A 24,071-nucleotide genomic window follows, 5' to 3' on the forward strand; every position below is an offset into this window, starting at 1 on the left:
TGAAGGTATCGTGTGATACGAAAGAATAGATTGGACGAACGTCAAGGGCACCCTAAATGCGGAGCCTGCCCTCAGGCGCCACCCCCGGCCGGGGCGCTCCGGAGGGGGACGGGAATTGGCCCATGTGGCTCGTCCGGATCGCGCTTCAACGCACGTACACGTTCATCGTGATGTCGATGCTGATCGTCATCCTGGGCGTGTTCACCGTCGCCCGGATGCCGACGGACATCTTCCCGGACATCGACATCCCGGTCCTGTCCGTAATTTTCAACTACGGCGGCCTCCCCCCCGAGGAGATGGAGAAGCGCATCGTCAACAACTACGAGCGCTTCCTCACCACGACCGTCAACGACATCGATCATATCGAGAGCCAGTCGCTCACCGGCATCTCGATCATCAAGATCTTCCTCCAGCCCGGCGCCAGCATCGAGGCCGCGACGGCGCAGGTCACGGCGATCTCGCAGACCGCGATCCGCCAGATGCCGCCCGGGATCAGCCCGCCGCTCATCATCCGTTACAGCGCCTCGAACGTGCCGATCCTCCAGGCCGCGCTGGAGAGCGAGTCGCTGAGCGAGCAGCAGCTCTTCGACTACGCGGTCAACTTCATCCGCGCCGACATCGCCACGATCCGGGGCACGCAGATCCCGTACCCGTACGGCGGGAAGCAGCGCCAGATCATGGTCGACATCGACCCGCAGCGCCTCTTCGCCTGGGGGCTGTCGCCGCGCGACGTGAACGCGGCGCTCGGGCTGCAGAACATCACCCTGCCCTCCGGCACGGCGAAGATGGGGGAGAACGAGTACCCCGTCATCCTGAACAGCAGCCCCGCGGCCTTCGAGGAGCTCGGCAAGCTGCCGCTCAAGACGGTGAACGGCAGGACGATCACCCTCCGCGACGTCGCGAGCGTGCGCGACGGGAACGCGCCGCAGACGAACATGGTGCACGTGGAGGGCAAGCGCAGCGTGCTCCTGAGCGTCCTCAAGAACGGGAGCGCGAGCACGCTCGACGTCGCCTCGCGCATCCACGCGATGCTGCCGGCCACGCTGGAGAAGCTCCCGAAGGAGCTCAAGGTCTCGCTGCTCTTCGATCAGTCGGTGTTCGTCCGCGCCGCGGTCTCCGGGGTCGTGCACGAGGCGCTGATCGCCGCGGGGCTCACGGCGCTCATGATCGTGCTGTTCCTCGGGAGCTGGCGCAGCACGCTCATCGTCGTCATCAGCATCCCGCTCTCGATCCTCGTCTCGATCATCGCCCTCAACGCCCTCGGCCACACGCTCAACGTGATGACGCTCGGCGGGATGGCGCTCGCCGTCGGCATCCTGGTCGACGACGCGACCGTGGCCATCGAGAACATCCACAGGAACCTCGGGCAGCGGAAGCCGTTCCTGCGCGCCATCGTCGACGGGGCGCAGGAGATCGCCGTCCCGGCGCTCGTCTCCACGCTCTGCATCTGCATCGTCTTCGTGCCGGTCGCCTTCATCACCGGCGCCGCGCGGTCGCTCTTCGTGCCGATGGCCATGGCGGTCGTCTTCGCCATGCTCACGTCGTACTTCCTGTCGCGGACGCTCGTCCCGACGCTCGTGCGCCTCCTGCTCGAGCGCGAGGCGGCGGAGCACGCGCACGGCCACGCCGCTCCCCGAGGCCTCTTCGGGCGCGTCTTCGCCGCGTTCAACCGCGCCTTCGACCGGCTGCGGGCGGCGTACGGCGGGTGGCTCGCGTGGGCGCTCGCGCACCGCGCCCGGTTCGTCGGGGCGTTCCTTGCGCTCGTCGCCGCCTCGGTCGCGCTGATCCCGCTGCTCGGCCGCGACTTCTTCCCGACCGTCGACGCGGGGCTCATCAAGCTCCACGTGCGCGGCCCGCCCGGCACCCGCCTCGAGGAGAGCGAGCGGCGCTTCGCTCGGATCGAGGAGACCATCCGCGGGGCGCTCCCGCCGGGCGAGATCCGCACGATGCTCGACAGCATCGGGATCCCGGCGAGCGGCATCAACCTGTCGCTCAGCGAGGGCGCGCAGATCTCGTCGGCCGACGGGCAGATCTTCATCGCGCTCGCGGAGCACCACCGGCCCACCGCGGACCACGTCCGGACGCTCCGCGCGAGGCTCAACGCGGCGTACCCCGACACGACGTTCTTCTTCCTCGCCCCCGACATCTCGACGCAGGTGCTGAACTTCGGCCTCGCGGCGCCCATCAACGTCCAGGTGGTCGGCCCGATCGGCAAGGAGGACGAGACCTACGCCGTCGCGCTGAAGATCGCCGATCGCATGGAGAGGATCCCCGGCGCCGTCGACGTCCACCTCGCGCAGGTGCCGGCGCGGCCGCAGCTCCGCATCGACGTCGACCGCACCATGGCCGACCAGCTGGGGCTCAGCCAGCGCGACGTGGCGAGCGACGTGCTCGTCTCGCTCTCGTCGAGCGGGCAGACGTCGCCGACCTACTGGCTGGACAAGCGCGGCGTGCAGTACCTCGTCGCCGTGCAGACGCCCCAGTACGCGATGGCGTCCATCGACGACGTGAACGCCACGCCGCTGTCGACCGGCGACGGCCGCCCCCAGCTCCTGTCCAACGTCGCGTCGATGTCGCGCGCGACCGGGCCGGCGAACATCACCCATTACAACATCGCGAGGACGTTCGACGTCCAGGCGAACGTCGACGGCACCGACCTCGGCTCGGTCGCGGGCGCCGTCGCGCGGGTTGTCGACGAGCTCAGGCCCGAGCTGCCGCGCGGGACGAGGGTGACCATCAAGGGGCAGGCGGAGAGCATGGACACCTCGTTCACGGGGCTCGGCTACGGGCTCCTCTTCGCGGTCGTGCTCGTCTACCTGCTGATGGTCGTGAACTTCCAGTCGTGGCTCGACCCGCTCATCATCCTGATGGCGCTCCCGGGCGCGGTGGCGGGCATCGCGTGGGTGCTCTTCGTGACGCACACGACGCTGAGCGTGCCCGCGCTCATGGGCTCGATCATGTGCGTCGGCGTCGCCACGGCGAACAGCATCCTCGTCGTGACGTTCGCGAACGACCAGCGCAAGCTGGGCCGCGACGCGGGCACCGCGGCCCTCGCCGCGGGCATGACGCGCCTCAGGCCGGTGCTCATGACGGCGCTCGCGATGATCTTCGGCATGCTGCCCATGTCGCTCGGCCTGGGCGAGGGCGGCGAGCAGAACGCCCCGCTGGGGCGCGCGGTCATCGGCGGCCTGCTCGTCGCGACGCTGAGCACGCTCTTCTTCGTGCCCGTGATGTACAGCCTCCTCCGGAACAAGGCCCCGGCCAGAGACCTGCTCGCAGAGGACCTATGAGCTCCCCCGCCCGCCGCGCCCCTGCCTCCCCGACGTCCGCTCCCCCGTCCCCGGGCAGCCCCGCCGACGACCTCGGGTTCGATCTGCCGCCGCCCGCCGCGCTGACGAGGACCCGCGGCCTCGCCCTCGGCGTGGGCCTCGTCGTCGTGCTCGGGGCGGCGTTCGCCGCGGCCTACCTGCCCCGCCGGAACGCCCGCGCCGCGCTCGAGCAGGGCGCCCGGGCCGCCGAGGGCGCGGCCCCGCGCGTGGGGGTCGTCGCGCCGCAGCCGGTGTCGAGCGACCGCGCGCTCGTCCTGCCCGGGAGCATCCAGCCCCTCGCGGAGACGATCGTCTACCCGCGCGTGAGCGGCTACGTGCGGCGGTGGACCGCGGACATCGGCGACAAGGTCGAGGAGGGGCAGATCCTCGCCGAGATCGACACGCCCGAGCTCGATCAGCAGCTCGCGCAGGCCCGCGCGCAGCTCGTGCAGGCGAGCGCCGGCCTCGTGCAGGCCGAGGCCAACCGCGACCTGTCGAGGTCGAGCGTGAAGCGCTACGAGCAGCTCGTCCCCGCGGGCGTGGCGCCGCAGGAGGAGCTCGAGCAGCGGCAGGGGCAGGCGCACGTCGCCGAGGCGAGCGTCACCGTGGCGCGCGCGGCGATCACCGCGCAGCAGGCGAACGTCCAGCGCATCCTGGATCAGAAGAAGTTCGCGAAGGTCGTCGCGCCGTTCGCGGGGACGGTCACCTCGCGCACGACCGAGCGCGGGGCGCTGGTCACGGCGGGCAACGGGACGCCGCTCTTCACCATCGCGGCGACCGACCCCGTGCGCGTCTTCGTGGGCGTCCCGCAGGGCGTGGCGCCCAGCGTGCGGGTCGACGCGCCCGCGAAGGTCACGGTGCGCGAGTTCGCGGGCCAGCCGTTCCAGGGCACGATCGCGCGCACGGCCGGCGCGCTCGACCCGGCGACCCGGACGATGAACACGGAGGTGCGGGTGCCGAACCCCGACGGCCGGCTCCTCGCGGGCATGTACGCGGAGGTCGCGCTGACCTTGCCCACGCCGCACCGCGTGCTCGAGATCCCGGCGACGGCGCTCTACAACGACGCCAAGGGGCTCCGCGTGGCCGTCATCGACCCCGCGAGCAGGATCCGCTTCGCGCCGATCGTCGTCGAGCGCGACACGGGCGCGACGATCCAGGTGTCGACCGGGCTCGACGGGAGCGAGCGGGTCGTGAAGCTCGCGAGCGCGGAGCTGAGCGAGGGGATGGCGGTCGAGATCCTCCCTGAAGGGCCGCCGCCCCCGCCTCCGGGCGGGCCTAACCGCTGAAGCCAGCCTCGTTCGCGTCGAGCTCCTACGTGAGCAGCGCCCTGGAGAACGCCGGGGGGTGAGGTACTTACCCAATCCTGCCGGAATGACGGAGCCGCCAAGACGCCGTAAGACGCCAAGATTCTGATGTCACGCTGTGACAATGTCACGATGTCACGCCGTGACAACGTCACGATGTCACGCTCCGCGAGCGTGCCTTCGTGCGGCGCAGCAGCGCGCCGAGCCTCTCCCCTCCTCCTCGCGAGCGGCGCGGCGCCAGGCGGGGGCGGCGCCCGGCGCGGCGCTACCGGGGGCGTCATGAGCCTCGCAAATAGCTGATATACAACGCATTTCCTCGGACTGCAGGCGGCGCCACGGCCGCTCCTGAGGGGCGCGCGGCCGTCGTCGCGGCCACCACGGCGCGCGCACCGCACGGGGTGCGCTGCTCGCCGGAGCGCCGTGCGGCCCGCTGGCACGAAGGGTGGATGAGCCCATGACGGGGCGCGGGCGAAGAGGCGCTCCGAGACCGCAGCCGATGATCCCGACGGCCCTTCGCCCCGCCCCGCGCTGAGGCTGCAGCACCATTCAAAAAAGGAATCGCGAACATGAGAGCCAGTAGCTTGATCTTCTGTGGAGCCGCGGCCGCCGCCTTCGTCGGCATGGCGCCGTCGGCCCACGCCCAGGACACGTATCCTCAGCAGCCGGCGGTCTTCTACTCCGTCCGCACGGGCACACCGGAATCGGTGGGTCTGTCCAGCGCCCTCCTCGACCAGGCGGTCAACGAGCTGGAGGATACGGTGGACGACGGGGATATCAATGGCGCGGTCCTCCTGGTCGCCCGCCGGGGCCGGGTCGTGCTCCACACCGCCGTGGGGACGAGAGACGGCCTGAACGAGGACGATCCGAGCATGCCCTCGGTGCCGATGCCGCTCGATGGGATCTTCGATCTCGAGTCCATGACCAAGCCGTTCACCGTCTTTCTCGCGATGAGAATGCAAGAGTCCGGGGATTACCCGGGGTTCAACATCAACAACACGGTCGCGACGTATTTCTCGGAGTTCGCCGTCTCCTCGGTCAACAACAAGAGCTCTGTCACGATCAGGGACCTGATGAGCTATATATCGGGGGAGGATGTCGACTACTTCGACGACACCAACCCGAACGGCCTCTTCGACGACGTCGACCCCTGGCACTCGATGCTCGACGCGCCGCTGGCCCACCCGCGGGGGACGAAGGTCGTCTACAGCGATCTCGGCTTTCGGATCCTGGGCCACGTGCTGGAGACGGTCGGCGGCGACTCGCTCCAGAACCTGATGAAGACCTACATCTTCGACCCGCTGCAAATGAATGACACGGGCTTTCAGCCGTGGCTCAACATGCCGGAGAAGGAGGACCGCTTCGTCGGCACGGCGTGGTCCGCGGCGCGCGAGCGCTATCTCCGGGGCGAGGTGCAGGACGAGACCGACTACTTCCTCGAAGGGGACGGCCCGGACCCGGCCGAGCACCTCACCGGGTGCGACGGCCTGTTCTCGACCGCGAGCGATCTGGCGAAGTTCGCCCAGATGTTGTTGAACCGGGGCAAGCACGTCTACAGCTGCAACCAGTGGCCTCTCAACATCTGCGTACGCAACATGCTCCCCGCCCAGGCCGTGCTCGACATGACCACGACCCAGACAGGCTCGCTCCACCTCAACAGGTCGGCCTGGACGTACTCCGAGAACCTGCTCTACTCGCGCAAGGGGTACGGCTGGGAGATGTGGGACGCAGGCATGTGGCCCGGTGGGGAGTCGACATCGACCGTCGCCTACAGCAAGACAGGCGCCGCAGGGACGCTCATCGTGGTCGATCCCGAGCCGAGCCGCGAGATGTTCACGATCCTGCTCACGAACCACGGGCTGCCGGGCTTCGACCACTTCACCGTCGACCCGTCGACGGGCAAGATGTCCTGGGAGGACTTCGACTGGATGCTCGGTGACATCCGGGCCAACGAGGTCATGACCAAGGTCCACGGGTCCCTCGCCTGGTGACCCGGCCCGCGGAGACGACGCGCGGGCCGGACCATTGCCAGGTGGGGCAGGAACGTTTGCCCTCATCGCGTCTCTGACCGTGCGGTACCACCTCCATACCCGATCACGGTGCTCGTACGAGCTCCGCAACGCGACGGCCACCCCGCTGGAGCGACGGACACCGACCAACCCCGGGACGGACGTGCGCGGATCAGGGGACGGAGCGGCCGACCGTCTCGGCCTTCGCCCACATCTGCGCGAAGCCTTCGGCTCCGCCGTAGAGCCGGTCGATGAGCTGCTCTCCGCCCGGAAGCGCCTCGACGTGCTTGAGGAAATCCGGGAAGAGCCCGATGTGAACGACCCCCTCCTCGTTGTAATCCCACGAGCGGCTCCCCATCCTGGCCCTGGGGAAGCTGGAGTAATCGACGCACGCACTGGCCGCCGGATCGACGCATCGGTACACGATCTCCATGGCCTGCGTACAGAATGCGCGCGTCGCGGCCTGGACACCGGCGCGGCGGTATTCGTCGGGAGTCGGCGCCTTGTAAGAGCAGGACGTCCTGTCGTTGCACGCGCGGCCGACGAGGCCCGTCAGGTTTCCGCTGGTCTGGATGTCGAGGCAGCCGATGCGCGCGGAGCGCACGTCGATCTCGGCCCCTGTGCACCGGAGCTGCGCGGGCGGGTGGCCCCAGGCGTCGCCTGGCACCGTCACCACCCGGTCCCGGGGCGCCTGGCACTCGGGAGAGCGCGGCATGACGACCATCCCGTTGATGTCCGAGCCGAGGGTGATCTGGAGCGCCTTGCCGCCGGACGTGATCGCCGCCACGGCGGCCGCGTTCCGCAGGAAGGTCCGTGCATCGGAGTCGCCGAAGCCGACGCCCGCGAGCCCGCCGCGCGCGGCGAGCTCCGTGTACTGGGCGTTGGTCCGGCCGTTCTCGTTGCCGCTCGAGCCGCGGAGCCCGTTGTGCCCCGAGACGAGCGGATACGCGCCGCCGGGCGTCGCTCGGGTGAGCGCGAGCACGTCGCTCACCATCCTCTGCGACATGTGATCGATGTCGATGACCATCCCGAGCCTCATCATCTCGTTGAGGGCGACTCGGCCCATGGGCAGGAGCCCCAGCCGGTTTTTGTGGCCTTCCCCCGGCTGGCAGCTCGGGAGCGGGATGTGACCGCCGGCGTCGCCGAGCTTCATCAGCTTGAAGAGGTCGTTCCCCGACTGGATCTGCTTCGTGATGCCCTCTCCGCGGGAGCACTCGAGGTCCCACCATTTCCCGGTCTGGAAGCGGTTGGCGCGCGCCACCTCGTCCTCGTAAGCGGCGGTGCCGCCGAAGAGGTTGTCGGTGAGGTGGACCGGGAACACGTAGCGCACGCCGAGGACGTGGAGGCGCTTGATCTCCGCGCGGATCTGGGCCTCCGTGGGCGACGCTTTGTTCCACACGAAGTTGCCGATGTCGTCCAGCTCGACACCGACGATCACCGCGAGCTTGTTCTTCTCCACGATGCGCCGGAGATCGGCGGATGAACGCGCGATCTCCATCCACGTGTCGTGCTTGCCGACGAAGCGGACGAGCTCTTCGATCTGGAGATTGCCCGACGCCCTGTCGTCGACGGGCGGGTTTGCCTCGATGCCGTGGGCGAGCGTGCGGCTGTTGACCGCCAGCGCGACCATCACCCGGAGGCCGCCCTCCTTCGCGCGGCGGATCCAGTCGACCCACATCTGCTGGTGCAGAATATCGTTGTGCGCCGGGAAGTGCGCGAACGTCGGATAGCCCACGGGGCGCTCGACCTCGAACGAGCGGATGCCGTGGGATTTCGCCATCTCCCCGAGCACGAGCTGGCGGACGTGATTCCCGCACTTGTTCGTTAGAAAATCGTGACCCCGGTGGGTGCTGTAGCTGGTCCCCAGCGCCTCCGCGATGCTGGCGGCGCGCCGCGCCGACGCATTGCACGTGGCGCCTGACACGCCTTGACCGCTGGGGTCGTAGATGGTCCCCGGCGCCATGAGCACGTCGACGTCGGGAGCGCCGTGGAGCGCGCGCCCGCCGAAGCCGAGGTGCGCCATCGGGTGGGTGTGGAGATCGGCGAACCCGCGCAGCGGCCGGCCGGGAGCGTTCAGCGCAGGATCGAAGATCGGCGAACGCCGCGCCTGCGCGCTCGCGGGGCCGGAGGCCGCGAACGTCACCGCGGCCGCGGCGATCGCAATCCAGGTTGGAGCCGACGCAGGGCCTGTCATTGGGCTGGTTTTCTTCATGCCGAGTCATCCTTCCGAGGTTTGCGAGAGACGGAGCCCATGCTTGTCTGCGCGCCGCGCGCTCCGTCGTCACACAGGCGCTTCGAGCAGCTCGATGGTGACCTTGGCGCCGCCTTCCGGGAGGTTGGCGCGCAGGACGAGCCCACCGCTCGATTCCACCATGCCGGCCACGAAGCCGAGCCCCAGTCCGGACCCACCCGGCTTCGGGCTCGGCGTGTCGTGGAACCCGGGGCCGTCGTCCTTCACCTCGATGGCCACCCGCCCGCCGCCCAGCGGGCGCGCGTCCAGCGTCACGCTGGACGCCCCGCGCTCGCCCGTCCCCTCGCACGCGTTGACGAGGAGGTTGAGGAGCACTCGCTCCAGCACGTCGTGCCCACCCGCGAACAGGACCGCGGTGCGCTCCGCGCGATCCGTGACGTCGACGTTCACCGCCTGGTAGCGCCGCCGGACGACCCGGAGCGCGCCGCGGGTCGCCTCGCCGATCTCGGCGGGGGCCGTCGCGCGCAGCGCGTCGAGCTCGCGCACCGTCCGATCGCGGATGTGCCCCATGGTCGAGGCGACATCCTCGATGCTCTCGCGGAGCTGCTCCAGCTTTCGCAACATGCGCTCGGCGCTCGCGGACTCGACCCGAAGGAGCTCGCGCCGGAGGAGATCGGTGTCGATGAGGGCGGCCGAGAGCGAGGTCTTCACGTCGTGGTGCTCGTGCAGCATGACGCTCAGGTTCCGCTGCGCGCGCTCGGCGCGCAGCGCGGAGCGCGCCCCGAGCTCGACGACGCGGACCGTGCGCGTCGTGGCGAGGAGCGCCGCGCTGGCGGCCGTCAGGAGCAGGAGGAAGAGCAGCGACGCCGGCGCCCAGAAGTCGTCGTGGTGGCCGCCGTTCAGCGCGCGGTCGAGCACGATGAGCACGAGCGCGGAGAGCGCGTTCGCCGCCGTCGCGAGGAGCACCGCCCGGCGGACGAGCCGGAACGCGCTCACGGACACCGTGATCAGGAGCGCGGCCATATCAAGCAGGTGCAAAATTCCAGGGTAGCCGTCCCAGGGCCAGAGCACGTTCGGCAGCAGCGCCAGAAAGCACAGGAGCGCGTCGAGGCCGACCGAGACGAGGATCAGGTGAGAAGGGGCATCGGCCGTCCGGCTCCGCCACCAGACGTACAGCGAGGCGACAACCGCGCCGAGGAGCAGCGGAACCTCGATGATCGCGCGCGCGTGAGAGCCTGACGGCGCCAACCCCCCGACGGCGAGGAACCGCGCGAGGAGGGCCGCGCAGAAGACGCTCCGCGCGATCGAGGCGGTGCGCTCACCCCGCAGCGCCTCGCGCGTGATGAGGGCGTCGAGCTGCGCGCCAGTCGACACGGCCGACACGGCCGACACGGCCGACACGGCCGACAGCGCCGGGACGCTGGCCAGCTCGGCCCTCTTGAGACTATGCGCCCCCATGAACCGGGAGCATGCTACCATATGATGTTACGCTGGCTGGTCGTGGAGGATGACGCGAGGCTCAGGCGCGCGCTGCGCGAGGCGCTCGAGGCGCGCGGCGCCGAGGTCGTCGCGTGCGCGTCGGTGGCCGAGGCGCATCGCGCGCTCGCAGACGGGGCGTTTCAAGGCATCATCGCCGACGTGATGCTCCCGGACGGGAACGCCGTCGACGTCGTGGAGCGGGCCATGACCTGCGCTGTCGCGCCGACGATCGTGGCCATCAGCGGCTCGGCGAGCCCGGCGGTCTCGTTCCGGCTCGCCCAGATGGGCGTGCGCTCGTTCCTGGCGAAGCCGCTGCGCCTCGAGGAGCTGGAGCGCACGATCGACGACGCGCTGGCCCGGCCGCCCGATCTCCGGCCTCAGGTGCGCGCGGCGGTGGGGCGGGCGTCGATCCAGGACGTCGAGGAGCAGGTGCGCACCGTCATGGTCGACGAGGCGCTCGCGCGCGCCGGAGGAAACCGCCGGAAGGCGGCGAAGCTCCTGAACGTCTCGCGCCAGCTGCTCCAGCACATCCTCCGGCGGCGATCGTAGGAGAGGCCGGCGCCGCCGCGCGCGGGCCGTGAACCACGGCCAGTTCCTCCTCTACCGCGAGCGGTGGCGAGCGAGGCGCGCCGCGGCCGGCGCCGTCACTGCCCCTGTGTCGCCGCGAACGGGTTGAGCTCGTTCGTGAGATGGCTTATCGAGCTCTCGCATGGTGGTTGTCTCTCCTCGGCCGTTACTCGGCGGCCGCGGGCTCGGCGGGCGCGGGGCTCGCCGCCGCCGCCGCGCTGGACGTCCTGCGCGCCGCGGCGAGCCCCGCGCCGGCGAACGCCCGCGGTCAGCAACCCCCATGCCGCGCCGGACCGGGCCGGAACGCGGGGCCGAGCGCTTCCGGGCTGCTGCCGTGGCAGCAGCGGGTGGTGATCCGGTGCCCCGGCGCGAGCAGGCGCGCGCCCGAGCGACCACGCAACGCTGGACCGCCACGACGACGCGACGCGCTCAACCGGCCAGCCGGCCAACCGGCCAACCGGCCAACCGGCCAACCGGCCAACCGACCAGGCGCGCGCGCGCGCGCCGCCGATAGCAGGTTTCGCGCGGAACCGCCCGCGCTTTGTTGTTGCCCTCGTCATTTCGAGGGTGGTACTGGTGCAAGGCATGAAATTCTCTGCGATTCATGCATTGATCGCCGCGTGTGCGCTCTGTTCCACGGCCGCGTGCTCGTGGCAGCCGTATGGCGAGGTCCGCGTCGTGAGGCGGACGAAGGTCGGCGGCGAGCTCGCGATCCTTGGCGATCGCGAGGTGGCCATGCAGAAGGCGAGCCAGACGATGGCCACGACCTGCGGCGGACCCGAGAGCTACGAGATCGTCGAAGAGGGCGAGACCGTGGTCGGGGAAGAGTCCGTGTCGGAGTCCAACGAGCGCCGCGAGAAGGATTTCTTCGGGCCGAAGAAGCGGAAGCAGGAGAGCACGCACACGGTGCAGAAGACCGAGTGGCGCGTGAAGTACGAGTGCAAGACGGACGAGCCGGCGCCCGCCGCGGAGACGTCGCCCGCGGAGGCCACCGAGGGCAAGACCGAGGGGCGCCGCGTCCACGAGGTGATCATCCGGTTCTGACGCGCGCCGCGGCCTGTCCGTCGTGGAGCAGCAACGCCGGCCACCGGGTCGCTCCCGGTCGCGCCGGCTTTGCCATCGTGCTCTTGGCCTGCCCAGTGGTAGATCTGGTGCAGCATGGACGTTCTTGAATTGGTCGAGCGCGCGGCGGCAGCGCCGTCATTGCTGCTCGCGACGGACTTCGACGGGACCATCTCCGAGATCACGGCGGGCGTGGCGGTGGCGGCGCCGCTCGCCCTCGGGGCGCTGGGGGCGCTCTCGCGGGCGCCGGGCACGACCGTGGCGATCGTCACGGGAAGGACGATCCACGACGTCTCGGCGCGCACGGCGGCGGTCGGCGCGGCGTGGCGCGTGGGCGAGCACGGGGCGGAGATCGCGACGCCGGGCGGGGAGTTCGTGTACCAGGCGGAGGCGCCGACCGAGGCGCTGGACGCGCTGGAGCGCGAGGCGGACGAGGCGGTGCGGCGGGTCCCGGCGCTGTGGGTCGAGCGCAAGCGCTGGTCGATCGCGCTCAACTGGCGGCGCGTCCCGGCGGAGGCTCGGCCGGCGGCGTTCGACGCGCTCGGGGCGTGGGCGGACGCGGCGGCGCGGCGCGGGTTCGTGGTCATGCGGGGGCGCAGCATCCACGAGGCCCGGGACGCCGCGCACGACAAGGGCCGCGCCCTCGCGTTCCTGCTGGCGCGGCTGCCGCCGGGGACGCTGGTGGTCTACGCGGGCGACGACACGACCGACGAGCCGGCGATCGCCCATGCCCGGGCGATCGGCGGCGTGGGCGTCTACATCGCCTCGTCCGAGCGGCCGGACACCGCGGTCGAGCCCGACCTGACGCTCGATGGCCCCGGGGCGTGGATCGCGTTCCTCGAGGCGCTCGCGGCGAGGCGCGGCGGCGTGCTCGGCGAGGCGCCGCGCCTCGTCTGAGGGTCGTACTCAAGTTCTCCGTTCCTGCACGTCAGAGAGAAGATCAGGAGAAGCGGTGTTGCGCGCGCGGCGCGCGCGACACGGGTGTACGGCGGGCAGATGCGGTGGGGTGGTGAGCCGGACGGCGGCGGCGCGCCTCGAACGGAGCGCGAGCTCCGCCGCCAGCAAACCGAGCGCGCCGTTCGTCCATCGCCGCTCGAAAGAAGAAGTCTGATTAGCGGGTGAGCTGGACCGACAGTAGAGTTCGGCGCATGTGGACATTTCACATCTCAGCACTTCCGCTCCGCCGCACGGGCCGCGTGCAGGCGACATCGGTGCCGCTGTGCCTCGTCGTCGCGCTGGCGGGCTGTTCGCCCAAGGCCCGCAGCTTCCAGGGCTCCGGCGGCTCGGGCGCCGGCAGCGACGGAGATCACGGGGTCGGGGCGGGTGACCCGGGCGCTGGCTGGGACGGAGAGGCCCCTGCGTGCGCGGCCGAGACGCAGGCGGCCGACTGCGACGATGACAATCCATGCACCGCGGACGCGTGCACGGCAGGCGCGTGCGTCAACGTCCCGCTCGACGGCGTCCCGGCCCTGCCGTCCGGGCAGATCGCGGGCGACTGCCAGATCCTCACCTGCGCTGCGGGGCAGCCGTATCCTGCGCCGGACGGCGCCGACGCCGAGGACGACGGCGACCCATGCACGAGCGACGGGTGTCAACGCGGGGTCGCCACGCACGTCGTGGCTGCAGGCGCGCCGTGCGGCCAGGGCCGCGTCTGCGACGCAGCGGGCGCGTGCAGGGGCGCGAACGGCCGGGCGTGCGGCGGGCCGAGGGACTGCGCGAGCGGGAAATGCGTCGACGGCGTCTGCTGCGACACCGCTTGCGACGAGGCCTGCATGGCCTGCAACGTCGAGCGGTCGGTCGGCACGTGCTCGCCCCTCGGCCCCGGAGTCGAGGACGATCCGGACTGCGTGCTGGACGACAAGGTCTGCAATGGCGCGGGCGCTTGCAAGCTGGCGCCCGGCCGGCGGTGTCATCGACACGAGAGCTGCGCGAGCGGCGTCTGCCGCGGGAACGGCCGCTGCGGCGAGTTCCTGGCGGAATGAATCACCATCGTTCCCGTCGATCGCGACCCCGACACCGCGTGGTCGCTCATCTGGCCCCAGCCAGCGCCACCGCGTCGGGGCCGGCAGGGAAACGGAGCTGCCCTGACGCGTCGTTCGCCGCGCGCCACACCCCTTCGGCCACGTCGGACTCGCTCGTCACCAGCGCCGGCTGCCCGAAGGAGGCGAAGATGCGCTGTGCGAGAGGCGCGTAGGCGTCGGGGATCAGGCCTTCCATGCGGGGTCCCCCGTTGCTCGTGAAGCGCGTCGTCGGGCCGTAGCCCGGCTCGACGAGCTTCACGCGCACGCCGAAGGCCTCGAGCTCGAACGCGAGCGACGCGGTGAACCCCTCGATGGCCATCTTGCTCGCGGTGTACACGGCGACCAGCGGCATCGGCGCGAGCGTCGCGCTCGACGTCACGTTCACCACCACGCCTGATCGCCGCGCGCGGAGCTGGGGCAGCACGGCCTGCGTCATCGCCATCACGCCGAACGTGTTGGTCTCGAACACCTCGCGCACCGTGGTCATCGGCGTGGCCTCGAAGGCGCCCATGAGCCCGATGCCGGCGTTGTTGACGAGAACGTCGATGGGCCCGCTCGCCTCCAGCGCAGCCGCGATGCTCTCGGGCTTCGTCACGTCGAGCGCGATCACGCGCAGCCGGTCCGACCGAGGCAGCACGTCCTCGCGCGGCGTTCTCATGGTGGCGACGACGTTCCAGCCCTGCGCGTGGAAGCGGCGCGCGGTTTCGAGTCCATATCCCGAGGAGCAACCCGTGATGAGCACAGTGTTCATGAAGGGAAGATAGCGACGGCGCGCTGGACTATCTATCATTGGTAGTCCACGTTTCGTTTGCTAGAGTCCGGACATGAACGACCCTCTCTCGGAGGTCATCGCGCTGCTCCAGCCGCGCGCGGTGTTCTCGAAGCGCATCAGCGGCGCCGGTCGCTGGGGGGTCCGCTACGCGGACTTCGGCCAGCCGAGCTTCTGCGCCGTGCTGGAGGGCAGCTGTCGTCTCGCCGTCGACGGCGAGCGCGCCCTGACGCTCGAGGCGGGCGACTTCGTGCTCCTGCCGGCGACGCCGGGGTTCACCCTGTCGGGCTTCGAGCCGGTGAGGCCAGAGCGCATCGACCCGAAGGTGACGCCCGCGCCGACGGGCGAGGTCCGCCACGGCACGCGCGGTGGACGCCCGGACGTGCGGCTGCTCGGCGGCTACTTCCTCTTCGACTCGCCCGACGCGGCGCTGTTCGTGTCGCTGCTGCCAGCGGTGCTGCACGTGCGCGGCGTCGAGCGCCTCTCGGTGCTTGTGCGGCTCGTGGGCGACGAATCCAACGAGCAGCGATCGGGGCGCGACCTCGTGCTCACGCGGCTCGTGGAGGTGCTGCTCATCGAAGCGCTGCGGTCGGCTCCGGCCGAGGACGCGCCTCCGGGGCTCCTGCGCGGGCTGGCCGATCCGCGGCTCGCGCCGGCGATACGGCAGATGCACGCCCAGCTCGCGCGCGCGTGGACGGTCGCCCAGCTCGCCAAGACGGCGGCCCTCTCACGCTCGGCGTTCTTCGAGCGCTTCAGCCGCACCGTGGGCCTGCCGCCGATGGAATACCTGCTCGCCTGGCGCATGGCCGTCGCGAGGGATCTGCTCCGCCGCCACGATCTCGGGATCGCCGAGGTCGCCGAGCGCGTCGGCTACGGCTCGGCGAGCACGTTCAGCACCGCGTTCAGCCGCCACGTGGGCCAGCCTCCGGGTCGCTACGCACATGAGGCCGTTTCGCGCTCCGGGGTGGCAAGCTCCGGTCCGCAGCGAGGCTCGAGCCTTCCGTCGCAACGCTGAACCACCGCGAGGCCCTGATGACAGGCAGCGCGGGCGCGACCTGCTCAGCGGGTGGGTTTACTACGACGCAAAGGGGACTACCAAACTGCTGTGGGAACCCTGCCCTCGAAGACCAGCGCCGCACCTGATCGTCGGGCGGCGAAACGCGCGCAACGCGCGCGAGCCCATCAAGCGACGCTTGACCTCCCGGAGCCGCTGAGACCACATGGGAAGCCATGATCAACGCCCCGGTCCGGCCCGGCGACGTCTTGGCGGGCAAGTACCGCGTGGAGCGTCTGCTCGGCACGGGGGCCGTGGGGATCGTCGTCGCGGCGCTCCACGTCGAGCTCGACCAGCGCGTCGCCGTGAAGTTCATGCGCTCGGCCCACCACGTCACCGCCGACGTGCGCGCGCGCTTCTTGCGCGAGGCGCGCGCGGCGGTGCGGCTGCGCAGCCAGCACGTCGCCCGCGTGTTCGACGTCGGCACCCTCGAAAGCGGCGCGCCATACATCGTCATGGAATTCCTCGAAGGGCGTGATCTCGCCGCGTTGCTCAGGGAGAGCGGGTCGCTCTCTCTCGACGACGCCGTGGAGTACGTTCTCCAAACGTGTGAAGCCGTCGGCGAGGCGCACGCCGTCGGGATCGTTCACCGCGATCTGAAGCCGGCGAACCTGTTCGTCACCCAGGACGTCAGCGGCGCGTCGTGCATCAAGGTCCTCGACTTCGGGATCTCGAAGATCAGCGGCGCGGAGCTCGCCCTCACCGAAGACGACCAGCAGCTCGGCACCCCCTACTACATGTCGCCGGAGCAGATGAGCTCGCCGAAGGATGTCGACGCGCGCAGCGACCTCTGGGCGCTCGGCGTCCTCTTGTATGAGCTCATCGCCGGGCAGACGCCGTTTCACGCGGAGACCTTGGCGGAGTTCTACGGGCGCATGCTCGCGGCGAAGCCTACGCCGCTCCACCAGCGCCGGAGCGGCGTGCCCCCGGAGCTCGACGCGGTGATCCTGCGGTGTTTGATGCACGATCGCGAGCAGCGCTGGAGCGACGTGGCAGCGTTCGCCGGCGCCCTTGCGCCTCACGCGCCCATGCGAGCGCGGGGTTATCCGGAGCGGGTCTCTCGGGTGCTCAACATGCGGCGGTCGTCTCTGTCGGGAGCCACGGACGCGCCGGGGTCGCGCCGCGCGGAGGCCTCCCCGCCGTCGCCCAGCGCCGGGGCGGAGCGGTCGCTCGAACCGCGCCCGTCGGATTCCGTGGCGAAGACAGCGCTCACCACGTCCTGGCCCGGCGGCGCCCTACCGCCCTTCGGGGTGCTGCTGTCGAAGCCGCGCTATTGGGCTCCCCTTCTCCTCGGCGGTGCGTTCGTCGCGGGCGCTGCGCTGGCGGTGGTCGCCTGGGGAGGGCAGGAGGGGGCGCGATCCCCGGCGCCGACAGAGCCGCCGGCGGCCTCCGTCGGCGCGCCGAACGCGGCCCCATCCGCGCCCGTTGAACCCCAGGCTCCCCCCTCCGCGCCCGCCTCCCACGACGCGAGCGCGAAAGCGCAGCCGGAGCCCACCTCGCCGTCGCCGTCGCCATCGCCGTCGGCCACGCTGAAGCTGAAGACGACAACGCCCCCCCTGCGGGCGAAGCCCCCGGCCAAGGCCCCTCCCACCCCGAGGCGTGAGCCGACGTTCTCGTACGACGAGCGGCGCTAACTTTGGGACAACGGCGACCGGCGTCGATATAATGGAATCGGTGCGTGGCCCAGGACCAGTGCGTGTCAAGCGCAGTGTCATCGCCGCGAGCGCGCTGATCCTATCGTTATCGCTCGCGCCGCGCGCCCTCGCGGACCCGACCGCCGAGGACCGGGCGGCCGCCGATGTGCTCTTCCGCGAGGGACGCGCGCTCGTCAAGCAGGGCAGCTACGCCCTGGGGTGCTCGAAGCTTGTCGCAAGCCAGAAGCTGGATCCAACGGCCGGGACGCTGCTCGCCCTGGCGGATTGCTACGAGCTCAATGGCGAGACGGCGAGCGCTTGGGCGACCTTCAACGACGCCGAGGCAATGGCGCGCAGAGCGGGCGATCGGCGGCGCTCGAAGGAAGCCGGGCGGCGGGCGAGCCTCCTCGAGCCGCAGCTCTCGAGGCTCGTCATCGAGGTGGCGCCGGAGGCCCGGGTCGAGGGGCTCGAGGTGCGGCGCAACGCGAAGCCGCTCGATGCGGCGATGTTCGGCTCGGCGATCCCGGTCGATCCGGGCGAGCATACGATTGAGGTGGTGGCGCCTGGCAAAAAGGCATGGAGCACGGAGGTGGTCGTCGAGCCGAAGCCAGGGCAGAGAACGGTACACGTCCCTCTGCTCGAAGACGCGCCCGCGCCACGGCGGGAAGCGCGCGTGCCAGCGGCCACGAGCGCCGCGCCCACGGCGAGCTCGTGGAGCGCGCAGCGGACCGTCGGGCTCGTGCTGGGCGGGGTGAGCTTGGCCGGGATCGCGGTAGGCGCGGTGTTCGGTGTCGAGACGCTCTCGAAGATGAGCGAAGCGCGCAACCGGCACGGGTGTACCAACGACGATCCTCCCCGTTGTGGCGCCGAGGGGGTCAAGATCCATCAGGACGCCAACACGACCGCCAACATCTCCAACGTGGCGTTCGCGGCGGGAGGCGCGGCGCTCATCACAGGCCTGGTCGTGTTCCTGACCGCGCCGTCGAGCGAGGCCGTGCCGTCGACGGCGCTGGAGGTGCGCCTGGGGCCTCCGGCCGAGCTCGGAACAGCGGGGCTGTCGTTGCGAGGTAGCTTTTGAGATGCGCCAGATGCGACCATGCGGGCTCGTCGTCGTCGGGGGCGCATTGCTCGTCGCCGGCTGCCAGATCATCGCGGGCGTGCGCACCGACGCGGAGCTGAACCAAGGAGGCGACGGCGGCGACGCGTGCAGCGTTTCTCCCGGGTGCCCGAGCGGCGTCTGTCAGGACGGCGTCTGCAAGCCGGCCGAGGCGAAGTGCGCGCTCGACCTCGAGCCCTTCGACATCCTCACGTCCGAAGACCTCGGCGGCCACGAGGTCGACACCTCCTCGCTCGTGCTGGCAAGCGGCCCCGGTCGCGTATTTGTCTCGATCATCGACAAGACTGCCAGCCGGCTCGTGATCGGGACGGTGCACGAGCTCGGGGAGCCAGCCGGGTCGAAGACGGAGTTCCCGTTCACCGACGGCGCGGCTTTCGTCACCGGCCGCGAATCCGGAGGGCGAGTGATCCTTCAGGGCAGGGTGGGGTATGAGATCGGGCAGCTCGCCTTCCCCACGACCGCCGACGGCGTCTCGTCCGAGGGGACGTTCCAGCGGTTTCCCGCGCTCGCACTGGAGTGCTCGAGCCCCAACGTGGCAACGTCGATGGCGTTCGTCCCGGCGGGCGATAACACCCTTTACGCCGCGACCTGCGCGGCGCCGGGCGGCTCGACGCGAGCGCTCGTCGTCGGTGGATCGTCCGAGCCTGCGCCGACCCTGGTGGCGCAGGGCGCACGTACCGATGCCTCGCTCAACGTTCGCTACTACACCGTCACGAACGGCCAGCACCTCCTCTTGTTGGACGACAACGCGACCGGAGAGGCGTTCTTCAGAACGGGCGCCTCGCGCGCCGATCTCGGCGTGGCGCGCCAGATCCAGTTCAGCCCATCTCCTGACGAGGTGGAGTCCTTCTTTGGGGCGTTCCCGCTGCCCGAGGGCGATGGCGTCACGCTCTTGATCGTGCACCTCGTCCCTCCGCCGAGGCTCGCCCTCTCGGCGGAGGTAGGCGTCGTGAAGGACTTTCTGTCGCTCGGACAGGTTCCCCCGCCCGGCTTTACCCCTGTCTTCAAGCTCCAGAATGTAAACCAGTACAACCCCCCAGGCCCCGTCGCGAGCGACGGCGAGAACGTGTATTTGACGTTGGTGCCGCCGCCTGGAAAGAGCGTGAACCTGGGCTGGTTCACGCGAACAGGTGAGAACGTGCTCCCCAACCAGCTTATCTTCTCCCTTCCGGACGGCAGCAGCGCGCAGATCCTCGGCTCGACCGTCGCGCAGCTCGGCGTCAAGCTGCTCGTCGCCTGGATCGAGCAGCGCGACGGCGCCTACTCCGTGCGCGGCCAGCGGCTCATCTGCACGCTGCAATGACGCGCCAACCGGCGCGGCCAGCTTGAGCGACCCGTTGTTCGGCGGGAGCTCCTCGGGACCGCACGTCCTTTCGCGACCCGTCCACGATTCTCACCTGGCTCGCCATCGTCACAGCACGTAAAGGTGCCCGAGCCGAGGCTCAGAGCGCGCAGCGCGGATCCAGCCCGCCGCAGGCGCCCGCGCTGCGGGGCGAAGCGCCTGGAGGCGCGGGGCGCTGTGCTGTCACGTTCGATTCAGCGCATACGCGATGCCGCTCCGCAGCGTCCCCGCCGTGACCAGGCCCCGCAGGTCGGCGTCGAGCTCGATGAGCGTCCGCGCGATCGCCGGCTGGATGCCGGTGAGCACCACCTGCGCGCCGAGCAGCCCGACCGCGCGCGCGGCGTGCACGAGCATCTCGGCCACCTGGACGTCCACCGCCTTGACCCCGGTGATGTCGATGATCGCGATGCGGGCCGCGTGCCTCTCCACCCCCTCCAGCAGCGTCTCGATGATCCGGCTCGCCCGCGCGCCGTCGAAGAACCCGATGAGCGGCATCACCAGCACCCCCTCGGCGATCGGCAACAGCGGCGTCACGAGCTCCCGTATCGTGTCCTGCTGCGCCGCGAGCAGCTCGTCCCGCGCGGCCTCCCGCTCGCGCTCCGCCGCCTTGACCCGCGTGATGTCCACCGAGATGCCGGCGACCGCGCCCTCCGGGATGCCCTCACCCCGGACAGGGAACTTGATCGAGTAGAACGTCTTCTCGCCTCGGGCGTCAGGGACGGGCTCCTCGGCCTCGAGCGGGGCGCCGCTCCTGCGCACCAGGTCATCGACGTCTTTGTAAATAGCCGCAACTTCCGGTGGAAAGAAGTCGCTGTCGGTCTTTCCAAGCATGCTGCCCGGGGCCGCCCCGACGAGCTCCTCCACCGAGCGGCTCACCAGGAGAAAGGCGCCTTCCCGATCCTTTGCAACCATGAGGACCGGCGCGTGATCACAGAACGTCGCGAGCAGCGCCTCGCTCCTGAGGAGGCGCTGCTCACGGCGCTTTCGCGCTGTCACGTCCTCGGCCGACAGAAAAATCTCTCGCGCCGATCCATCCTCGCTCCGCGCGAAGACCTCCGCGCGCACCGCGAAGATGCGGTCGTCTCCCTCGCGGCCTCGCGCCCGGAGCTCGCCCTCGATCACCTCGCCGTCCCGCGCCCGCTTCAGCCGCTCCGCGCTCGCGGCGAGGCCGGCCATGTCGTCCGGGCATATCCGATCCAGGAGCGCCTCGACGCCGCGTGTCGAGAGCTCGTCGTCCGTACAGCCGAGCGAGCGGGCGAGGGCGGTGTTGTGCGCGATGAGCCGCCGCTCGTCGAGGCCCACGACACACAGGATCGTCGGCAAAGCGTCGAGCATCCTCCGGGCTCGCGCGCTGAGCGCGTCCTGCTGCTCCTTGGCCCTGGTCTCCTTCATCGCGGCAGGCCTCTCCTCATGGTGGCTCCTTCCAGGCCTGGGCGACGGACGCTCCGGCCAGAGCTCGACCCATGATAGCCACGGCGCGCGCGCGGCGAAATCGAAGACGCGCCGTCGTCACCCGTCGCGGCCGCCTGGCGCGGCGCCGCAATCTGGCTTACCCGCGCAAGCGACGATCGCGGCGCGCGTCACGCAATGCAGCCCACCGTGCTGAGCAACGGCGGGCTCAGGGGAGCAAGCTGCACTTCGACAGGGGCGTTCGGTAGTCCATCGCCTGGGTGTTGCGCTCGAACTCCTCCAGGTTGTTCGGACAGACGACGTACCAGCCAGCGTCGGTGAAGGCGCTCACTTGCCTGTCGGTGGTGACCAGATCGTACGCCAGCATGACGGTATCGTAGCCCCAGCCGAACAGCTTCTGGCCGAGGAGCACGTCCACGTACCCCGCGCGCATGCGATCCATGTACTCCGGCAGCGTATCGAAGGCCACCGAGTGAATGCTCTTCTCCTTCGCTCTCGCGGTGAGCATCGGCGCGTTCCGCGCGAGGTCGGGCTCGCCGAGGAGCTTGCTGTAGGAGAAGAAGAAGCCCGTGATCTCGGGGTCCTCCACCAGGGCGTCCTCCGCGGTCTTCGCGCAGAAAGGGTTCGCGTAGTCGCAGCACACGCAAGGGAGGCTCACGGCGTTCGTCATGTCCGGGTACTTCTTCAGCGCCTCGGAGAAGCCGGCGAGCCGGTCGATGAACGTCCCCGCGGGGGTGGGGGTGTAGCCTCCGTCACCGTCCTCATCCATCATCGTCTGATAGGCGATCTTGCCGGTCTTCCCGTTGATGGTCGCGAGCGCATCCATGAGGAACGCGGCGGCGGCCTTGTTGTCCATGCCGTAGTAGGTGTGGCGCTTGCTGGCCGGAGCGTCGCCGCCGTACGTGACGACCTTGATGCCGGCGTCCACCGCCTTGTTGATGAGGGCGTCCTCGCATTCCCCGCTGAAGGCATCGACGGAGATCGCATCCACCTTCATGTCGATGACCTCTTGCAGCACGTCCATCTGCGGCCGGGCGAGGTAACAGGCGTCGTCGGGGTCCAGCGGCTTGCCGTCGTCCGTGAGCTCCGGACATTCAGGGTCCAGGATCATCACGTTGACCGGCCGCGCGCTCGTCGTCGACAGCTCGCTCTGCGCCTGCGCGGCGCCCGCGCGACCCAGATCGTGGAACCGATTGCACTTGCTGTGGGTGATGTAAGCGATGGTCAGCGGCGCTTCCGCAGTGCTCTCGCTCGAGCGGCAGGCAAGCGCGCTGGTCGCCAGAAGGATGCCCCCGATGATGGCGCGATCGACCATGAATCCCCTCCTCTTCTCGAACTAGCTCGACCCATTTCACCGGCCCTGACGGTCCAGCGCGGCTGTGCGCGCGCCGACATCCGGGCCCCCTGCGATGGCGCGCGCTCGGCGCGCCTCGCCCTCATTCACGGCGCACGTGGCGCGGCTCCTGTCCGCCGCGGGCTTGCCCGACAGGAACCGCATACGCGATGCCGCTCCGCAGCGTCCCCGCCGTGACCAGGCCCCGCAGGTCGGCGTCGAGCTCGATGAGCGTCCGCGCGATCGCCGGCTGGATGCCGGTGAGCACCACCTGCGCGCCGAGCAGCCCGACCGCGCGCGCGGCGTGCACGAGCATCTCGGCCACCTGGACGTCCACCGCCTTGACCCCGGTGATGTCGATGATCGCGATGCGGGCCGCGTGCCTCTCCACCCCCTCCAGCAGCGTCTCGATGATCCGGCTCGCCCGCGCGCCGTCGAAGAACCCGATGAGCGGCATCACCAGCACCCCCTCGGCGATCGGCAACAGCGGCGTCACGAGCTCCCGTATCGTGTCCTGCTGCGCCGCGAGCAGCTCGTCCCGCGCGGCCTCCCGCTCGCGCTCCGCCGCCTTGACCCGCGTGATGTCCACCGAGATGCCGGCGACCGCGCCCTCCGGGACGCCGTCGCCGCGGAGGGGGAACTTGATCGTGTACAGGGTCCGATCGCCCTGGGCCTGCGGGACGATCTCCTCGGCCTCGAACGGGGCGCCGCTCCTCCGCACCAGGTCATCGACGTCTTTGTAAATGGACGCAACTTCCGCCGGACAGAAGTCGCCATCGGTCTTTCCGAGCATGCTGCCTGGGCTCGCCCCGACGAGCTCCTCCGTCGAGCGGCTCGCCAGGAGGAAGGCGCCGTCACGGTCCTTCGCGTACATGAAGACAGGGGCGCGGTCGCAGAGCGCCGCGAGAAGCGCGTCTCTCCTGCGGCCGCCCTGCTCGCGGCGCTTTCGCGCCGTCACGTCCTCGGCGAAGACGACGACCTCGCGCACGGCGCCGTCGTCCCCTCGCGTGAAGACCTCCGCGCGCACGGCGAAGAGCCGCTCCTCTCGCCCTCCCTCGATGGTCCGCGCCCGCAGCTCGCCTTCGACGACCCCGCCCTCGCGCGCCGCGGCGAGCTCGGCCGCGCGCGCGGCGAGGCCCGCGAGATCGTCGGGGTGAATGCGCGCCGAGAGCGCCTCGACGCCCCGCGAGAGGAGCTCTTCTTCCGTGCAGCCGAGCGCCCGGACGAGCGCGGCGTTGTGCCCGGTGAGCCGCGGTCCCGCGAGGTCCAGGACACACACGATCGCCGGCAAAGCGTCGAGCATCCGCTGGGCCCGCGAGGTCGTCGCGCTCTGCGTCCGGCTGGCCTCGGTCTCATTCATCGCGGGCATCACAGGAACTTCCATCGAGCGTTTTCTGCCCGGTCAGGGCAAGAGGTCGCACTTCGTCAGAGGCGTCCGGTCGTCCTGAATGCCGTCAGACAGATCTCGATAGCG

At 70.4% G+C, this 24,071-nt stretch carries 17 protein-coding genes; 11 read left to right on the forward strand and 6 right to left on the reverse strand.

All coding sequences use genetic code 11. The annotated features are described in order from the left end of the window. Positions 1 to 122: 122 nt before the first annotated feature. The 3 genes from ACSRUE_RS41290 (at position 123) to ACSRUE_RS41300 (ending at position 6,600) form a co-directional block, all read left to right on the forward strand. The gene (locus tag ACSRUE_RS41290) at positions 123 to 3,290 is read left to right on the forward strand and encodes an efflux RND transporter permease subunit (RefSeq protein ID WP_441288344.1); all 3,168 of its coding nucleotides are present in this window, start codon (positions 123 to 125) and stop codon (positions 3,288 to 3,290) included. Then, a complete protein-coding gene (locus ACSRUE_RS41295; protein ID WP_441288345.1) occupies positions 3,287 to 4,594 on the forward strand; it encodes an efflux RND transporter periplasmic adaptor subunit in 1,308 nt (435 codons plus the stop codon). Before ACSRUE_RS41290 ends, ACSRUE_RS41295 begins: the two co-directional genes overlap by 4 nt. Positions 4,595 to 5,178: 584 nt before the next feature. After that, the gene (locus ACSRUE_RS41300) at positions 5,179 to 6,600 is read left to right on the forward strand and encodes a serine hydrolase domain-containing protein (RefSeq protein WP_441288346.1); all 1,422 of its coding nucleotides are present in this window, start codon (positions 5,179 to 5,181) and stop codon (positions 6,598 to 6,600) included. 190 nt (positions 6,601 to 6,790) lie between these two features. Here ACSRUE_RS41300 and ACSRUE_RS41305 read toward each other — a convergent pair whose 3' ends face one another. Together ACSRUE_RS41305 and ACSRUE_RS41310 are read right to left on the reverse strand one after the other, a co-directional pair. Beyond that, entirely contained in the window at positions 6,791 to 8,830 is a 2,040-nt protein-coding gene (locus ACSRUE_RS41305; RefSeq protein WP_441288347.1) for a membrane dipeptidase, read from the reverse strand. 69 nt (positions 8,831 to 8,899) lie between these two features. Then, a complete protein-coding gene (locus ACSRUE_RS41310; protein WP_441288348.1) occupies positions 8,900 to 10,267 on the reverse strand; it encodes a sensor histidine kinase in 1,368 nt (455 codons plus the stop codon). Positions 10,268 to 10,288: 21 nt separating this feature from the next. On the opposite strand from ACSRUE_RS41310, the gene ACSRUE_RS41315 reads away from it, so the two are divergent. The 4 genes from ACSRUE_RS41315 to ACSRUE_RS41330 all read left to right on the forward strand — a co-directional run bounded on the left by ACSRUE_RS41315 (position 10,289) and on the right by ACSRUE_RS41330 (position 13,899). Beyond that, positions 10,289 to 10,837 carry a response regulator gene (locus ACSRUE_RS41315; RefSeq protein WP_437769654.1) on the forward strand — a complete coding sequence of 183 codons (549 nt, stop codon included), beginning with the start codon at positions 10,289 to 10,291 and terminating at the stop codon, positions 10,835 to 10,837. A 603-nt stretch (positions 10,838 to 11,440) separates the two neighbouring features. Beyond that, positions 11,441 to 11,899 (forward strand): hypothetical protein, encoded by a 459-nt coding sequence (locus tag ACSRUE_RS41320; protein WP_437769655.1) that lies wholly within the window; start codon positions 11,441 to 11,443, stop codon positions 11,897 to 11,899. 114 nt (positions 11,900 to 12,013) lie between these two features. Continuing rightward, positions 12,014 to 12,814, forward strand: a complete 801-nt coding sequence (gene otsB, locus ACSRUE_RS41325; protein ID WP_441288349.1) for a trehalose-phosphatase — start codon at positions 12,014 to 12,016, stop codon at positions 12,812 to 12,814. A gap of 251 nt (positions 12,815 to 13,065) precedes the next feature. After that, positions 13,066 to 13,899: a hypothetical protein gene (locus tag ACSRUE_RS41330; RefSeq protein ID WP_441288350.1), complete on the forward strand. Its 834-nt coding sequence runs from the start codon at positions 13,066 to 13,068 to the stop codon at positions 13,897 to 13,899. Positions 13,900 to 13,945: 46 nt separating this feature from the next. On the opposite strand, the gene ACSRUE_RS41335 is transcribed toward ACSRUE_RS41330, so the two are convergent. Next, positions 13,946 to 14,689 carry an SDR family oxidoreductase gene (locus ACSRUE_RS41335; RefSeq protein ID WP_441288351.1) on the reverse strand — a complete coding sequence of 248 codons (744 nt, stop codon included), beginning with the start codon at positions 14,687 to 14,689 and terminating at the stop codon, positions 13,946 to 13,948. Positions 14,690 to 14,762: 73 nt separating this feature from the next. On the opposite strand from ACSRUE_RS41335, the gene ACSRUE_RS41340 reads away from it, so the two are divergent. The 4 genes from ACSRUE_RS41340 (at position 14,763) to ACSRUE_RS41355 (ending at position 19,815) form a co-directional block, all read left to right on the forward strand. Beyond that, positions 14,763 to 15,722 (forward strand): AraC family transcriptional regulator, encoded by a 960-nt coding sequence (locus ACSRUE_RS41340; protein ID WP_441288352.1) that lies wholly within the window; start codon positions 14,763 to 14,765, stop codon positions 15,720 to 15,722. A gap of 215 nt (positions 15,723 to 15,937) precedes the next feature. Further along, positions 15,938 to 17,395, forward strand: a complete 1,458-nt coding sequence (locus ACSRUE_RS41345; protein ID WP_441288353.1) for a serine/threonine protein kinase — start codon at positions 15,938 to 15,940, stop codon at positions 17,393 to 17,395. Next, positions 17,361 to 18,473, forward strand: coding sequence for a hypothetical protein (locus ACSRUE_RS41350; protein ID WP_441288354.1), 1,113 nt, complete (start codon positions 17,361 to 17,363; stop codon positions 18,471 to 18,473). The genes ACSRUE_RS41345 and ACSRUE_RS41350 overlap by 35 nt, the downstream gene beginning before the upstream one ends. A gap of 10 nt (positions 18,474 to 18,483) precedes the next feature. Continuing rightward, entirely contained in the window at positions 18,484 to 19,815 is a 1,332-nt protein-coding gene (locus ACSRUE_RS41355) for a hypothetical protein (protein ID WP_441288355.1), read from the forward strand. A 222-nt stretch (positions 19,816 to 20,037) separates the two neighbouring features. Here the strand turns inward: ACSRUE_RS41355 and ACSRUE_RS41360 are convergent, their stop codons facing one another. The 3 genes from ACSRUE_RS41360 to ACSRUE_RS41370 form a co-directional block, all read right to left on the reverse strand. Further along, on the reverse strand, positions 20,038 to 21,246 hold the full coding sequence (locus tag ACSRUE_RS41360; protein ID WP_441288356.1) for a PAS domain-containing protein: 1,209 nt from the start codon (positions 21,244 to 21,246) through the stop codon (positions 20,038 to 20,040). A gap of 226 nt (positions 21,247 to 21,472) precedes the next feature. Further along, positions 21,473 to 22,579 carry a substrate-binding domain-containing protein gene (locus ACSRUE_RS41365; protein ID WP_441288357.1) on the reverse strand — a complete coding sequence of 369 codons (1,107 nt, stop codon included), beginning with the start codon at positions 22,577 to 22,579 and terminating at the stop codon, positions 21,473 to 21,475. Positions 22,580 to 22,700: 121 nt separating this feature from the next. After that, positions 22,701 to 23,966 carry a PAS domain-containing protein gene (locus ACSRUE_RS41370; protein WP_441288358.1) on the reverse strand — a complete coding sequence of 422 codons (1,266 nt, stop codon included), beginning with the start codon at positions 23,964 to 23,966 and terminating at the stop codon, positions 22,701 to 22,703. Between the last annotated feature and the right edge of the window lie 105 nt (positions 23,967 to 24,071).

Source organism: Sorangium sp. KYC3313, from assembly GCF_052075895.1.
Classification (GTDB): domain Bacteria; phylum Myxococcota_A; class Polyangia; order Polyangiales; family Polyangiaceae; genus Sorangium; species Sorangium cellulosum_B.

Coding starts and splice junctions, on each gene's coding strand:
- ACSRUE_RS41360 (WP_441288356.1), bottom strand. CDS start 21,246: ATGAAGGAGACCAGGGCCAAGGAGCAGCAGGACGCGCTCAGCGCGCGA.
- ACSRUE_RS41310 (WP_441288348.1), bottom strand. CDS start 10,267: ATGGGGGCGCATAGTCTCAAGAGGGCCGAGCTGGCCAGCGTCCCGGCG.
- ACSRUE_RS41320 (WP_437769655.1), top strand. CDS start 11,441: ATGAAATTCTCTGCGATTCATGCATTGATCGCCGCGTGTGCGCTCTGT.
- ACSRUE_RS41355 (WP_441288355.1), top strand. CDS start 18,484: ATGCGACCATGCGGGCTCGTCGTCGTCGGGGGCGCATTGCTCGTCGCC.
- ACSRUE_RS41345 (WP_441288353.1), top strand. CDS start 15,938: ATGATCAACGCCCCGGTCCGGCCCGGCGACGTCTTGGCGGGCAAGTAC.
- ACSRUE_RS41300 (WP_441288346.1), top strand. CDS start 5,179: ATGAGAGCCAGTAGCTTGATCTTCTGTGGAGCCGCGGCCGCCGCCTTC.
- ACSRUE_RS41290 (WP_441288344.1), top strand. CDS start 123: ATGTGGCTCGTCCGGATCGCGCTTCAACGCACGTACACGTTCATCGTG.
- ACSRUE_RS41315 (WP_437769654.1), top strand. CDS start 10,289: ATGATGTTACGCTGGCTGGTCGTGGAGGATGACGCGAGGCTCAGGCGC.
- ACSRUE_RS41335 (WP_441288351.1), bottom strand. CDS start 14,689: ATGAACACTGTGCTCATCACGGGTTGCTCCTCGGGATATGGACTCGAA.
- ACSRUE_RS41305 (WP_441288347.1), bottom strand. CDS start 8,830: ATGAAGAAAACCAGCCCAATGACAGGCCCTGCGTCGGCTCCAACCTGG.
- ACSRUE_RS41330 (WP_441288350.1), top strand. CDS start 13,066: ATGTGGACATTTCACATCTCAGCACTTCCGCTCCGCCGCACGGGCCGC.
- otsB (WP_441288349.1), top strand. CDS start 12,014: ATGGACGTTCTTGAATTGGTCGAGCGCGCGGCGGCAGCGCCGTCATTG.
- ACSRUE_RS41340 (WP_441288352.1), top strand. CDS start 14,763: ATGAACGACCCTCTCTCGGAGGTCATCGCGCTGCTCCAGCCGCGCGCG.
- ACSRUE_RS41365 (WP_441288357.1), bottom strand. CDS start 22,579: ATGGTCGATCGCGCCATCATCGGGGGCATCCTTCTGGCGACCAGCGCG.
- ACSRUE_RS41295 (WP_441288345.1), top strand. CDS start 3,287: ATGAGCTCCCCCGCCCGCCGCGCCCCTGCCTCCCCGACGTCCGCTCCC.
- ACSRUE_RS41370 (WP_441288358.1), bottom strand. CDS start 23,966: ATGCCCGCGATGAATGAGACCGAGGCCAGCCGGACGCAGAGCGCGACG.